Source organism: Sphingobacterium paucimobilis HER1398 (genome assembly GCF_000416985.1).
GTDB lineage: Bacteria > Bacteroidota > Bacteroidia > Sphingobacteriales > Sphingobacteriaceae > Sphingobacterium > Sphingobacterium paucimobilis.
Window position 1 is genome coordinate 576,333 of the sequence record NZ_ATDL01000022.1, and the last position, 14,339, is coordinate 590,671.

Consider the following 14,339-nt stretch of genomic DNA (forward strand, 5'->3'; position numbering starts at 1 on the left):
ATATGCAACGACATATACATCAACAAGCCGAAGAAGCATTGCTGCAAGGAGATTACGACACAGCTGCCAAAATATGGATACAAGGCAATGCTTTGCCTCAAGATTTGAATGCCGTAAGCGCAATTTTCCAACAGGTATCTACCTTAAATGCTGAATCCCCAAGCCCCAATCTATATGCCATACTAGGCATTATTGCTTTGGATTACAATGAAGTATTTGAGAGTGACCGACAGAAAGCACTTATAGAATGTATACAATGGAGCAAGAATGGACTAGAAATAGATCCAGACAATTATAACTGTAACCGACACGCAGGCTCAGCACTTTACTGGCTTGGCGATAGGGATGCTGCGACAAAGTACTACAAAAAAGCCATAGAATTGGCTCCCTCTCCGGTTTTACAAATCCGCTTATTCAATATTCAGAATCAACACAATCCCAATCCTGATTTCTCCATGTTGCAGGTGGATAACAATACCAAATCGGCAATGGAAGCTTATAATGCAGGGGTCGAAATCAACTACCTGCTGGAGCAATATATCAATATGCCTACGCAGGAGGCGCAACGACTAACTACGCTTAAACAACAATGCTACGAACAGGCATACTACCTATACAAGGGAGCGATTATACAAGATAATGGAGACATCATCAATGATGATCCACATACATTCGCTATGTGCTGCAATAATCTTGCACGGGAATACAGGCTTCAGGGAGCACATGAAAAAGCAATCGCCATCTGTAATGAGGGTATCGAGCAATCCTCCTTTATGGTTATTCTACAAAATAGGTTTGGTGCCTATTCAGATGCCGGACAGCTACAACTGGCGATTCAAGATGGCGAACTTCTGATTGAAGAATTTGGAGCGGAAATGGATCTACTGACCTACTTCGCCACAATAGATACAATCTGTAGCTGTTACATGGAATTAAAAAACTATGAAGACGGATTAGAATGGATCAATCTAGGGTTGGAAACCTATTATGAGCTCGAACCTACAGACCCCATAAGCCAGGAACAGGAGGTAGTACGTTGTTTTACCAACTTCTTTATTTATAAAGCCAACGCAGAAAGTGGGCTGGGTACACATACACCAACTGAGGTCGCTTCGCAAGAGACAGATCGATTGTTGGAAAATATGCCGGACAACCCAAGCTTACTCATCAGCAGAGCGAATGCATTTATTGAGGGGGGAGATTACAGCAAAGCCATGGAGTGCTATGAATATGCGCTGCATTTTGCAACAGAGAAAAAGCAGGAAAGGTCAGTGCAGGTTGCACTATACAATATGGGCTACCTGCAAGTAGCTTATATGAAAGACAATGAGGGCGCCTGCGACAGTTTTGAAGGCAGTATATCTTCTGGAAATCAAGATTTTTGGTGTTATTATTGGGCTACCCATTGCACCTATCATCTGGGAGAAAATGAAAAAACAATATATTATGGTCAATTGGCTCTACAGACACTAAACCAACAGGATAACGTAACAGATGATGTGATTGCCGAAATATATGAACATATAGGCACATCCTTCTTGGATCTTGAACGCTACGACGAGTCGATACAATATCTCCAAAAATCACTAAATTATAATGATACACCAACTACGCGTGAGAATTTAAAGACCGCCGAAGCTACCAAGCAGGGTTCCAAAGGGTTCTTTGGAAAATTATTTGGCAAATAAAAAGTCATTCACAAGTTTTTGTACCTTGGTACGATTTTAGCACGAAAGCTGAAACGAAAACTTAGTTTATGGAAATATTATTAATTGTACTTGGATTTGCTGTTCTTGCGTACTTGTTAAACAGGCAGAGAGATGAGATCAAGGGGTTGCGGGAAGGTCTGTCACACACTTTTGAGCAGCTAAACGTACTAAAGAATCTTCTAGAAGATGGCAAAACCATCCGGACTACCGAAGAGCTAGACCAAGTACCTTTAATAACGGAAGATATTCCGGTAAAGGAGACTGATTCTACACCGGAACCTATCCTGATGGAAGAAGAGGTCACGCTAACTCCTCCTCCTATTCCCGATTTTCTGCTGCAAGAAGCAACAGAAATTCAATTTCAAGCAGAAGACCAATCCAACACTATACAGGATCCTTTTCCTTTTCAACCCATTGTTGAAGAGGAAAAGCTGTCTTGGTTTGAAAAATTTAAACAAAAGAACCCGGATATTGAAAAGTTCATTGGTGAAAATCTCATCAATAAAATCGGTATTATTATCCTGGTCCTTGGAATTAGCTTTTTTGTAAAATACGCTATTGATAAAGAATGGATCAATGAACCTGCACGTGTTGGTATCGGAATATTAGCAGGAGGCATACTCTTGGGGGTCGCTCACCGTATGCGCGCCCAGTTTAAGGCTTTTAGCTCGGTATTAGTGGCCGGAGCCATCGCTGTATTCTATTTCACCATTGGAATAGCATTTCATGATTATCATTTGTTCAGCCAGACGACGACTTTTATCATCATGGTTATGATCACGATGTTCAGTACATTCGTTTCGATGGCTTATAACCGACAGGAGTTGGCTGTAATGTCTGTCATAGGCGGATTTGCAGTACCATTTATGGTCAGTACAGGTCATGGGAACTATCACGTGCTCCTGACCTATATTACCCTTCTGAATGTAGGTATGTTAACGATTTCCTATTTCAGACGATGGTTTGTGGTAAACTTTACCGCATTTATACTGACGACACTTATCGTCGCGGTCTGGTATATCGTATTGCCTTCATCAACTCCTACGATCCTGTTGCATGTATTTGGTTATTGCACCCTGCTCTATATCCTATTCATGGTTGCATTTGTAATCAACAATGTCGTTCATAAAAACAAGTTTTCTACGTATGAAATTGGAGCAGTGATATCGAACACATCGGCTTTTTATGCCATAGGGTATCATATTGTCCACAGTTATAACCCAAACTACGTAGGTCTTTTCACTATACTACTCGCTGGTTTTAACATTATATTTGCTTACTTAATTTTCAAAAAGTATAGATTTGACAAAACGATAGTTTTTGTACTTATTGGACTCGCTTTGACCTTGGCTACGATCACGATTCCGGTTCAATTTGAAGGTAATTATGTAACGATTTTCTGGGCATGTGAGGCTGTACTCCTTCTGTGGCTAACGCACAAATCTCAATTAAAAGGCTTTCTACTGGGTGCGATACTTGTGCAGTGGCTCGCCATCATTAGCCTAGTACAGGACCTAGCAGCCTATGTAGAAGACGAAGTTGCGCATACACTTGTCCTTAATACGGTATGCATTACCGGACTAGTGATCATTGGGTCGCTCGTTGCCAGCTACAAACTATTACAAAAACACAGCTATACGTACACGCTATCAGCGATCATTTTCAATCAGATAGCCTACCGAAAGTTCATATTCGTCTGCGCACTCGTATTGGCCTATATATTACCTATCATCGAAATCAGCTATCAGGCATCTTTCCGATTCGACAATGCGGGTACCGTTTATTTCTTCATCTATCTCTATCATATGATATTCAGTACTCTTCTTATTTACTTTGGAAGATACAAGACTAAATCTATAGAGACCCTATCAGATGTACTCATTATAGCTAACGCTATTTTCTATATCATTGTAGGTTACCGTATTCCTATAATTGAAAAATATACAACGTTTATTTATAATGACGGAGCTTTCCCGTTTGCTTTTAATTTGCATTACTTATCACTCACGGCCTTACTATTACAGATCTGGTGGTATCTGAAGCGTGATTTTTTCGGGTCCGTCGAACTTGGAAAACGAAATACCTATACAGCTTGGTTGGTAGCTTTCTTTATCGTGTATCTCTGCAGTGCTGAGGTTAATATTGTCTTTCTATTTCAAGCAACAGATTTTGACAGTTACTTTACTACACGAGAATTTGTAATGAAGGTTATCTTCCCTATATTATGGGGATTACTATCTTTTGCCTTTCTTATTTATGGCATCAAGAAAAGCCTTAAAACAGCCCGTGTTATTGCATTGAGCCTTTTGGGGATTACAATTCTAAAACTTTTCATCTATGACATCCGGGATGTGTCCGAGACTGGAAAAATTATAGCCTTTATCTTATTGGGTGCGTTGATATTGACGATTTCCTTTGTATATCAAAAAATTAAAAAACTTGTAGTAGATAATAACAATGAAAAGCTTTAAACATCTCTTACTTCTTCTGTTCTTTGTTATTGCCACTTGCTCCTATACCGTCAGGGCACAACAATTGCAAGCGCAGGTAAGCGTCAATGTAAATGGTTACCACAGTATAGTTGTACCTCAGGAATTTAGAGCCAGAGTGGCTAATAATATGGGAATGCTTAGATTGAAAGATGCTAAAGGCAATGAAGTTCCCTTTATTCTACAAGCCACCGCTCCACAGTCTTCCTATTTCTCACCTATTCCTTATGAACAGGACAAAAACAAAGTGGATAGCACGGAGTTGTTTCTAATTGACAATAAAGTCAAGAAAAAAAACAGTGGATATATCATACAGGTCGCCAATACCGATAATAGTAAAAAATATCGAGTAGAAGGTAGTGATGATAAGGAAAACTGGTTTGGCATTATCAACAATGGTATTCTTACGGACCTGAAAGACGATAGTCAGACATTCACCAACAAGTCTATCCAGTTTCCTTTGGTAGATTATCGCTACATCCGTATTATTTTGGATGACAAGAACTCTCCTCCGATCAAAGTTCTCCATATTGGTGAAATAAAAAGTGATGAGACAGCGCCTCAACTAGAAAGAGTCAAACACGTAGCATACCAACAGATGAATAATCTTGATCGCAAAACGACTACCATAGCCATTACCAAGGAGATGTGGTCTCCTATTGACTATTTCCAAATCTATACCAGTACACCGAAGCAGTACTACCGCACGGCGCATACCTACACGGAGCAACAAAGATCAAACACAGACAAAAGGCATTCGGGATCTCGATATAGCAACAGTGAGTACCTCGAGTTACATAGTAACGTCAATGGTATATACATGCTGCAAAAGGCTTACCCGAGTAGCTTTTTCCTGGAGATTGAAAATGAAGATAGCCCAGCCCTGCAAATAGACAGTATAGTATTCTATCAAACCCCCATACGTTTGATCGCTGATATGGACAAACAACAGGAGTACAGCTTGCAGGCAGACACGAATTGGACTTCTCCGAATTACGACTTGGCTAAGATAACACTGAATCTTCCTAGCGATATACCCACCGTCACTATCGGCACCATTCAAAATCTCGAAACAAATTCAACTTCAGGAAATAAGAACTATGGCAATTACATCTTAATTGCTTGTTCGATTCTTGGCGTATGCTTAGTTTTTTATTTTGGTAGAGGTCTCATAAAAGATGTAAATAAAGACAAATAATATTTACACGTACTAATACGGTTTCCCGTAAATAGTGTTATATTTATGACGCATCTTTGTAGCTAGATTAGTAAGGATAATTTCTAGCGTAAAAAAAACTGAGTACCACATCAAAACAAATCCTGACCTATGACTGCAAGAGAATTTGTATCTAGTATTCGGGCCAATCAGCCTGAGCGTTCCAATTTGGAACATCGACTAAACACGGAAACACTACATGGTATCTTAAGTGATGCCCAGATTTCGGATTCGGCGTCTATTTATGAAGACCATGGTAATGAAATATTAAACCTTCTCCACAATTTTGACCTATCGAGATTGAATATCTATGATATTACTTTTGACCATGATCTGGAAGTATATCAAGATTACTTATTTTTCGGTTGGGATACTATAGGAGACCGTCTAGGCTACCACATCCCTTCAGGAGAAGTAGTGAGCTACTATCTGCATGGAGATTGTATTAATTATAAATGTGCAAAAGACGATAGACAATTCCTCCAATTATTTTTTGAATTATACCTTTTACTGAAAGGTCGTTTGGAAACAGAAGATCAAAAAACAAAAGAGAAAATAGAACAACAGTTTTGGCTCAATACCACCTCTGCTACATCTGAATCGTATTGGGAACATTATCAGCGATTCTTGAGTTTTTCCTAGCTTTTTCTACACTCTGGACCAGTCCGCTTCGAAGTAAACTTGCTATATTTCCTCCGCAAAAAAATGTATAAGGAGAAATTTAAGTAGGTTTACTCCGAAATTGGTTAAAGAGCTATCATGTATAATTTTAAGAACGACTACTCCGAAGGCGCACACGCGAATATTCTAAACAAATTATTAGAGACAAACCTTGTCCAACAGCTAGGGTATGGTGACGATGAATATACCTCAGCGGCCAAGGCTCTTTTAAAAGCTAAAATAGATAATCCGCAAGTTGACATACATTTCCTTTCGGCAGGAACTCAAACCAATTTATTGGTCATATCTTGTCTCCTTAAATCACACGAAGCTGTGATAAGTGTCCAATCAGGGCATATTTATGCACATGAGGCTGGAGCTATCGAAGCTACAGGACACCGAATAATAACGGTAGAGAGCATGGATGGCAAACTAAGACCAGGAAATATTGAGCAAATCGTACAACAGCATACGCTAAGACCACATGTAGTCAAACCTAGACTGGTATATATATCTAACTCGACTGAAATCGGAACAATCTACCAAAAAGCCGAACTGGAAGCACTTTCGCATTGTTGTAAACAGTACAATTTACTTTTATTTCTCGACGGAGCGCGACTTGGTAATGCATTGACTGCAACAAACAATGATCTAACGCTTGCTGAAATCAGTAGACTGACGGATGTTTTCTACATAGGAGCTACAAAAAATGGAGCTCTACTAGGGGAAGCTGTTGTATTCAACAGACCAGATATATATCCCGATTTTGATTACGCCTTGAAGCAAAAAGGAGCTCTTTTGGCTAAGGGAAGGTTATTAGGGATTCAATTTTTAGAACTATTCAAGAGTAACCTTTATTTTGAACTCGCAGACCATGCCAACAAAATGGCGATGAAGATAGCTGATGCGACACGCGAATTGGGATACGATTTCTTGACACATTCGACAACTAATCAAATATTTCCTATTTTTCCGCGACATACCATCAACGAACTTCACAAAAAGTACCTCTTCTTTGAGTGGAAACAGGTGGATGAAGATCACTCCGCAGTACGACTCTTAACCTCCTGGGCTACGCCAGAAAAGGTCGTTGACGAGTTTATATTTGATTTAAAGGCACTACAGTAATGTACGAACCTGCATCTAACATTTATCAAAAATAATAGAGTATAAATAACAACGATGGTATTGCTATCAATCCCCATAGTACAAGTCCTAAAACAAATGGTTTGGTACCTACGGACTTTAACACTTTGGCAGAAAGTCCAGCCCCAATCAAGAACAATACTGCTGTAAGTCCACTTTTGGACAGATATACAATGTAAGGAGCAATTTTGTGTAGTGGAGCGACATAAGTATTACCAATAATAGCTAATATAAACAGCCCGATAAAGTAAGGAATCTGTACTCGGCTTCCCTTATTTTTAAAAACCAAAGCACTAAAAAATGTAACGGGTATGATCCACAGCGCACGAGTCAACTTGACAGAGGTCGCGATCTGCAGCGCCTCTTCTCCATATTTACTAGCTGCACCGACTACAGAACTGGTATCTTGAATAGCCACGGCACTCCAAAGACCAAACTGTCCTTGTGAAAGGCTAAAGAAATGCCCAACTACAGGGAATACAAATAAGGCAATGGAATTCAGAATAAAAATAGTAGCCAATGCTACACTGATCTGCGCTTCCTTGGCCTTTATCACAGGAGATATGGCAGCAATAGCGCTCCCTCCGCATATTGCGGTACCCACGGTAATCAAAAAAGCTATTTTCTTATCAATGTGTAACATCTTACCTATAAAATGTCCTAGAAATAGTATCCCAAGTAAAGAGACTACAGTTAAAAGAAAACCGTTTTTACTGGCATGAATGGCAGACTCTACATCCATCCCAAACCCCAAGCCAACGACAGATACCTGTAATAGACTATGTGTCAATTTTCCTGTAATATTTGAAAACGGATTCCCTAACCACTGTGCCGTAATAATCCCAATTAATAATGCTATAGGAGGTGACACAAAAGGGCTTATACAAAGTAGCCCCAAACCGATAAAAATAAGCTCACGAATACTTAAATTTTTATTTAAAATTCCTTTTTTTAAAAAATGACTATTGTTCATCTTACAATCTCTTTTGATTAAACAATACAAAGTTGCGTCCTATGGATTTCAAAAGAAAATGATTAAAAACCATACCCCATAACCAATAGTTATGCTTCCCAACGTTGAAAAAACAGCACTAATTCAACGAAAAGATTCCTATCTTTGAACACAGGCAGAAATCTGCATCAACTGATAAAAATTTTATGGAATTATATGATTTTGGCATAGTTGGTCTTGGTGTTATGGGAAGAAACCTCCTATTAAACATGGCCGACAATAAATTTGCCGTAGCGGGATTAGACCTTGACGCCGCTAAAGTAGAGTCTTTAGAGAACGAAATTAATGATACCCATCAAGTAAAAGCAACGACTCAGGTAGCTGAATTTACGCAAGCAATCCGAAAACCTAGAGCTATTATGTTGTTAGTTCCGGCTGGAAAACCTGTGGATGGTGCTATCAACAGTCTTCTTCCTCACCTAGAAGAAGGCGATATTATCATTGATGGTGGTAATTCTTATTTCCCAGATACAGATCGTAGATTTTTAGAACTCTCTCAGAAAAATATTCATTTTTTCGGGATGGGGATATCAGGAGGAGAAAAGGGTGCGCGTTTCGGCCCTAGCTTAATGCCAGGAGGAGATAAAGGCGCTTACGAACGTCTACGTCCAATCTTTGAAGCAGTATCAGCGAAAGTTAATGGAGAGCCTTGTGTAGCTTATCTAGGTAATGGCTCTGCTGGCAACTATGTAAAAATGGTACATAATGGCATCGAATATGGCATCATGCAGCTGATTGCGGAAACTTATGATTTGATGAAACGTGGTTTTGGAATCGATGATGAAAAGATACAACAAACCTTCGTTCAATGGAACAACACGGAATTGCAATCCTTCCTCGTAGAAATCACAGGTGAAATACTCAACAAATTTGACGAAGACGGACAACGTCTGGTAAATGTTATATCCGATTGGGCAAAATCTAAAGGAACAGGTAAATGGACCTCACAGAATGCCATGGATTTGCAGGCACCAGTACCCGTTATAGACGCGGCAGTAACTATGCGTGACATGTCCAAATTCAAACCTGAACGTATACAGGCAGCTAAAAAATTAAATTGGACGCCAGCTGAAAAAAGCATAGATGAAGACCAGGTTATCGGACAATTAAAAGACGCTTTCTACTTTGCCATGCTAAACACCTATGCACAGGGATTAGCACAACTGACGATCGCTTCGGAAACTTATAACTATGGGCTTAACCTGGAAGAAGTAGCCAAAATATGGCGTGGAGGATGTATTATCCGAGCGGCGGCACTAGAAGATTTCAGACAGGCTTACAGCCGGGACGCTTCCTTGCGTAATATTCTTTTGGATGATACTATTGCTAAAGATATTTCATCTAGACAAGCTAATACGAGAGAAATCGTAAAACAAGCTGTTGAGCATGGTATTCCATTTGCCGCTTATATGAATGCGTTGGCTTACTTTGACTCTTACCGATCGGAGCGTATGCCAACGAATATCATACAGGCACAACGTGATTACTTTGGAGCACATACCTATGAGCGCATCGACCGCGAAGGCTCGTTTCATACACAGTGGGACTAAAATAAATTGAACACATTTTTAATAATACAATGAAGACCAGTAAAAAAGCCAGACCTTCTATTATAGTGATTTTTGGAGGTACGGGAGATTTGGCGAAGCGTAAATTAATTCCCGCTTTTTACAATTTATTTTTGGACGACTGGATGCCAGAGAAGTTTGCTATCATCGGTTTGGGGCGTACGGAACTTGATAATGCAACTTATAGGACACATCTGGCAGAGGGACTATCTGAATTTTCTCGTACAGGTACACCGGAACAACAGAAATGGGAGGAATTCAGTCCGAATATCACCTATTTCCCTTCTAATATCGACGATATTGACTCATACAAAGAGCTAGCGAGCCAACTGGATGCATTGGACGAGTTGTGGGGGGAGCGCGCCAATAGGTTGTTTTACCTATCTGTAGCACCACGTTTTATCGAAGCGGCAACTCTACATATCAATGAATCTGGTCTTGCAAGTATACCGGACAAAGACCGTATCGTTATCGAGAAACCGTTTGGGAGTGACAAACAGACAGCAATCGCTCTTAATAAATTACTAAGACAAACTTTTCAAGAGAAACAAATCTATAGAATAGATCATTATCTGGGAAAAGAAACAGTTCAAAACATACTGGCTTTTAGATTTGGCAATGCTCTTTTTGAACCACTTTGGAATAGAAACTTTATCGACTCGGTACAGATTACGGTAGCAGAACAGGTAGGTGTTGAGAATCGCGGAGGATTTTACGAAAGTGCAGGAGCGCTCAAAGATATGGTTCAGAACCACCTTCTACAGATACTCTGCATGGTGGCTATGGAAGCACCAGCTTCATTCAAATCGGAAGAGATACGTAATCGCAAAGTAGATGTATTACGAGCCGTACGCCGTATTAAACCTGAGGAAGTGCAACGCTACGCCGTAAGAGGTCAGTATGGTGAAGGATGGCTGCAAGGCAAAAAAGTACCTGGCTACCGCGAAGAAGAGGGAGTGAATCCTAAATCAAATACAGAGACATTTGTTGCTGTCAAATTCTTCTTGGACAATTGGCGCTGGCAAGGAGTACCATTCTATTTACGTACAGGAAAACGTATGCAGGAGAAACATTCATCGATTACGATACAATTTAAACCGGTCCCGCATTCAACCTTCTCCGAAGGACAAATGGACAACCTTATGCCTAATAAGCTGACCATTAATATACAGCCTCAGATGGATATCCGTCTACGCTTTATGACGAAACGTCCAGGCTTAACGATGGCATTGAATCCATCGGAAATGGTTTTTGATTATGACACCTGTTCTACCCAATCACCAGAGGCTTACGAAACATTGTTATTGGATGCATTGAACGGGGATGCTACCCTATTTATGCGCTCCGATCAAGTGGAAGAAGCTTGGGATGTAATCACTCCGATCCAAGAAGCTTGGGAAAGCAGAAATACATTAGATTTTCCGAACTATGCATCAGGAACCTGGGGGCCTGAAAATGCAGAGGCACTGGTCGCTCAAAACGGTCATGTATGGGCTGTAAATGCACACCATAAAACGCGATAACAAGATTTGAGCCTGACGAGTATAATTTAATATTGACTACTAAAAGTTTGAAGAATTGATACAGATATTTGAGAATACACAACAATTGACGGAAGCTGCTGCAGCTCTATTTATAGATACGGCAAAAGAAGCTATTGCCAAGAACAATAAATTTACCGTTGCGCTGACTGGAGGTTCATCTCCTATAGCCCTGCATAAATTGCTTGCATCTCCAGACTATCAGCAAATGATCGATTGGAAAAAGGTCTATGTTTTTTGGGGCGATGAACGTTGGGTGCCATTTGAAGATGATCGTAGCAACACGAAAATGGCTTTTGAGACCTTATTGAATCATGTTCCAATTCCACAGGATAATATCTTTAAAATGTATTCGGAGACAGTCTCACCTGAAAAGTATGCTACGCAATATGAAGCAGATATCAAGAAGGTTGTTGGCGAAGATGGAGCCTTTGATCTGATTCTGCTCGGCATGGGTGACGATGGTCATACGGCATCTCTATTTCCGCACACAGCAGTATTGGCTGAAGATAAAAAATGGGTAGACGCCTATTACCTTGGACCACAAAGCATGTATCGGATTACATTAACAGCTCCACTCATCAATAAAGCGAAAAACATCGCTGTGCTCACTTTTGGAGACAAAAAGACAGACGCGCTGTATGAAGTATTAGAAGGCGCAAGAAATGTGCAACAATACCCTTCGCAACTACTGGCTCCAAGCCACGGAAAGCTTGTGTTCATGACAGATCAAGCTGCAGCAAAACGGTTGAAAAAATCGTACTAAAACATAAATAGAGGTCATGTCTATAGACATGACCTCTATTATTTTCTCACGGCTCCCCCTCTTCTATCTGCCAATGCCAAGAGAACATACACTCTCCTCTGAAGAAAAACTATAATATCCCATAGACGCCGCGGCTATCACTGTATACTCCCACTATCCCTCGGTATAGCCCAACATCACTAAGGAAAACATATGACATACCTAATACAAGCTCTTAAGTCCCGAGGTTAATTACTGTTCATCGAGCTTTAACGACGTTCTGTGAAGCCACAGTAGAAACTGCTTACCGTGATACAAAAATTAATCCAAATCCACAAAGATAAAGGAAAGGAGCTAAAGCATATGCCTTCCTCAGAAACCAGCCAGATGTTTTAAGATGATTTCGGCAGTTTCTTGCGGATGAGAAACAAGCCCCCCATGTCCAGCTCCTTCTATCGTATGTAATTGTATATGTTCTACCTTGTCTTTGATCTCTTTTGCCACTGCTGGATAGACCGCAATGGAACTACCTCCCGTAATAAGAGTGATTGGTTTTTTAAATTGATTTAGGTTTTCAGGCCTGATATTTAGTCGTTCAGGATCGTTAGCCTGATCCAGCCAGGTTCTATAACTGGCTACCATGGTATTTCTTGCTCGCTCATCAAAAATAGAACACCAGCTCCCCTTACCAAAAGCGACGTTCTCAATAAAATTAAAAGTACCCAATTCAATATTCCCTTTTTCCAATAGCTGTTTGCTTTTCTGCATTTCGGCCTGTACTTCGTTTAGCATTTCCTTGTATTGGGCTTTGCCTTTTAGCAACCCGAAGATTGGAGGTTCGTAGATAACGATACTCTCGACGTGATTCGCATAAGTATTGGCGATCTCTACTGCTATATTTGCTCCATATGAATGTCCTATAAAATGTGCTTTTTCAAAGCCTAAAGTACGTAGCAGAGACAGCGCATCTTGAACATCCATAGAAATAGTGCCCTGCTTTGTATCTGGGGTAGACGTACTGTGCCCTCGCCTGTCGTATACGACAATAGGGTTAGTTACTTTGCCAGTCAACTGTTCTGCTACAGATATCCAAGAGTTATGATCATCCCAAGACCCGTGTATAAAAACGATAGGAACACCTTGGCCTTTTTTATACCTGACACCCAACTCTACCTCTCCGGTATTAATCAGATGAAGGGGCGCATGCTCTTTGGTATAATATTCGGTTCCCGTCTTTCGTGCAGTTTGAGCAAATAATTCGGAAGAAAAGAAATGAGCTATTATTAAAGCAAATAATATAAAACCTTTATTATGCAATATATTCATGTCATAAATTGAGTTAATACGATGAAATAGATAAATATCGGAAATATTCAATTCTCTTTTGTCATCTGGGAATCTCTTTTGCTGCCCCATCTATACCCCTCTAGGCTAGCCCCGAAAGGCCCCAACTTCCCCCTGATCCTTCTATGAATCGAACCCCTATGGGTTCGACCCTAAAGGGCACAAAAAAAGCCTCACTTTGCAGTGAAGCATTTTTTGTGATCCCGCTGGGATTCGAACCCAGGACCCATACATTAAAAGTGTATTGCTCTACCAGCTGAGCTACGGAATCCTAATTCTTTAACGAATTACCCTTCGTTGTTTGAAGTGATGCAAAGGTAAGAAAAATATATTTAAATGCAAGCCCTAATTAGATATAACGCAGTTTTTTAATAAAAAAACACAAACCAATAAATAAACCCCTGAAAAACAACATATTAAAAAATACATATGTAAAATATGTCCTTGATATCACCTCTAAGGGATACAAAAAAGCCTGACTTTTCAATGAAGCTTTTTCTTGTGATCCCGCTAGGATTGGTTCAGCCCCGCAAGACCCCAAGCTATACCATGAACCTTCTATGAATCGAACCCCTATGGATTCGCCCCTGAAGGGCACAAAAAAAGCCTCACTTTGCAGTGAAGCTTTTCTTGTGATCCCGCTGGGATTGGTTCAGCCCCGCAGGGTCCCCAAGCTATACCGTGAACCTTCTATGAATCGAACCCCTATGGATTCGACCCTAAAGGGCACAAAAAAAGCCTCACTTTGCAGTGAAGCTTTTTTGTGATCCCGCTGGGATTGGTTCAGCCCCGCAGGCCCCAAGCTATACCGTGAACCTTCTATGAATCGAACCCCTATGGATTCGACCCTAAAGGGCACAAAAAAAGCCTCACTTTGCAGTGAAGCTTTTTTGTGATCCCGCTGGGATT

The 14,339-nt window shown here is 40.4% G+C and carries 11 protein-coding genes and 1 tRNA gene; 8 read left to right on the forward strand and 4 right to left on the reverse strand.

From position 1 onward, the window contains the following. Positions 1–2 precede the first annotated feature (2 nt). The 5 genes from M472_RS44175 to M472_RS44195 all read left to right on the forward strand — a co-directional run bounded on the left by M472_RS44175 (position 3) and on the right by M472_RS44195 (position 7,202). Positions 3–1,688: a tetratricopeptide repeat protein gene (locus M472_RS44175; RefSeq protein WP_021072406.1), complete on the forward strand. Its 1,686-nt coding sequence runs from the start codon at positions 3–5 to the stop codon at positions 1,686–1,688. A gap of 68 nt (positions 1,689–1,756) precedes the next feature. After that, a complete protein-coding gene (locus M472_RS44180; protein WP_021072407.1) occupies positions 1,757–4,180 on the forward strand; it encodes a DUF2339 domain-containing protein in 2,424 nt (807 codons plus the stop codon). Then, on the forward strand, positions 4,167–5,396 hold the full coding sequence (locus tag M472_RS44185) for a DUF3999 family protein (RefSeq protein WP_021072408.1): 1,230 nt from the start codon (positions 4,167–4,169) through the stop codon (positions 5,394–5,396). Before M472_RS44180 ends, M472_RS44185 begins: the two co-directional genes overlap by 14 nt. Positions 5,397–5,525: 129 nt before the next feature. Continuing rightward, entirely contained in the window at positions 5,526–6,056 is a 531-nt protein-coding gene (locus tag M472_RS44190; protein WP_021072409.1) for a hypothetical protein, read from the forward strand. Positions 6,057–6,173: 117 nt separating this feature from the next. Next, on the forward strand, positions 6,174–7,202 hold the full coding sequence (locus M472_RS44195) for a threonine aldolase family protein (protein WP_021072410.1): 1,029 nt from the start codon (positions 6,174–6,176) through the stop codon (positions 7,200–7,202). 25 nt (positions 7,203–7,227) lie between these two features. Here the strand turns inward: M472_RS44195 and M472_RS44200 are convergent, their stop codons facing one another. Continuing rightward, on the reverse strand, positions 7,228–8,193 hold the full coding sequence (locus M472_RS44200) for a YeiH family protein (protein WP_021072411.1): 966 nt from the start codon (positions 8,191–8,193) through the stop codon (positions 7,228–7,230). A gap of 185 nt (positions 8,194–8,378) precedes the next feature. Here M472_RS44200 and gndA point away from each other — a divergent pair, with 185 nt between their 5' ends. The 3 genes from gndA to pgl are packed head-to-tail and all read left to right on the forward strand — an operon-like array spanning position 8,379 to position 12,107. Then, positions 8,379–9,782: an NADP-dependent phosphogluconate dehydrogenase gene (gene gndA, locus M472_RS44205; protein ID WP_022829463.1), complete on the forward strand. Its 1,404-nt coding sequence runs from the start codon at positions 8,379–8,381 to the stop codon at positions 9,780–9,782. Between the two features lie 29 nt (positions 9,783–9,811). After that, the gene (zwf, locus tag M472_RS44210) at positions 9,812–11,323 is read left to right on the forward strand and encodes a glucose-6-phosphate dehydrogenase (protein ID WP_021072413.1); all 1,512 of its coding nucleotides are present in this window, start codon (positions 9,812–9,814) and stop codon (positions 11,321–11,323) included. Between the two features lie 55 nt (positions 11,324–11,378). After that, positions 11,379–12,107 carry a 6-phosphogluconolactonase gene (pgl, locus tag M472_RS44215; protein WP_021072414.1) on the forward strand — a complete coding sequence of 243 codons (729 nt, stop codon included), beginning with the start codon at positions 11,379–11,381 and terminating at the stop codon, positions 12,105–12,107. A gap of 351 nt (positions 12,108–12,458) precedes the next feature. Here the strand turns inward: pgl and M472_RS44220 are convergent, their stop codons facing one another. The 3 genes from M472_RS44220 to M472_RS45855 all read right to left on the reverse strand — a co-directional run. Beyond that, entirely contained in the window at positions 12,459–13,412 is a 954-nt protein-coding gene (locus M472_RS44220) for an alpha/beta fold hydrolase (protein WP_031302105.1), read from the reverse strand. A gap of 216 nt (positions 13,413–13,628) precedes the next feature. Beyond that, positions 13,629–13,701: transfer RNA gene (locus M472_RS44225), tRNA-Lys, on the reverse strand. 381 nt (positions 13,702–14,082) lie between these two features. After that, on the reverse strand, positions 14,083–14,339 hold a 257-nt coding region (locus M472_RS45855; protein WP_235049544.1), incomplete at its 5' end, for a hypothetical protein.

Bases quoted from the DNA above. Each gene is read 5' to 3' on its own strand.
- M472_RS44175 (WP_021072406.1), top strand. From the start codon at position 3: ATGCAACGACATATACATCAACAAGCCGAAGAAGCATTGCTGCAAGGA.
- M472_RS44180 (WP_021072407.1), top strand. From the start codon at position 1,757: ATGGAAATATTATTAATTGTACTTGGATTTGCTGTTCTTGCGTACTTG.
- M472_RS44185 (WP_021072408.1), top strand. From the start codon at position 4,167: ATGAAAAGCTTTAAACATCTCTTACTTCTTCTGTTCTTTGTTATTGCC.
- M472_RS44190 (WP_021072409.1), top strand. From the start codon at position 5,526: ATGACTGCAAGAGAATTTGTATCTAGTATTCGGGCCAATCAGCCTGAG.
- M472_RS44195 (WP_021072410.1), top strand. From the start codon at position 6,174: ATGTATAATTTTAAGAACGACTACTCCGAAGGCGCACACGCGAATATT.
- M472_RS44200 (WP_021072411.1), bottom strand. From the start codon at position 8,193: ATGAACAATAGTCATTTTTTAAAAAAAGGAATTTTAAATAAAAATTTA.
- gndA (WP_022829463.1), top strand. From the start codon at position 8,379: ATGGAATTATATGATTTTGGCATAGTTGGTCTTGGTGTTATGGGAAGA.
- zwf (WP_021072413.1), top strand. From the start codon at position 9,812: ATGAAGACCAGTAAAAAAGCCAGACCTTCTATTATAGTGATTTTTGGA.
- M472_RS44220 (WP_031302105.1), bottom strand. From the start codon at position 13,412: ATGAATATATTGCATAATAAAGGTTTTATATTATTTGCTTTAATAATA.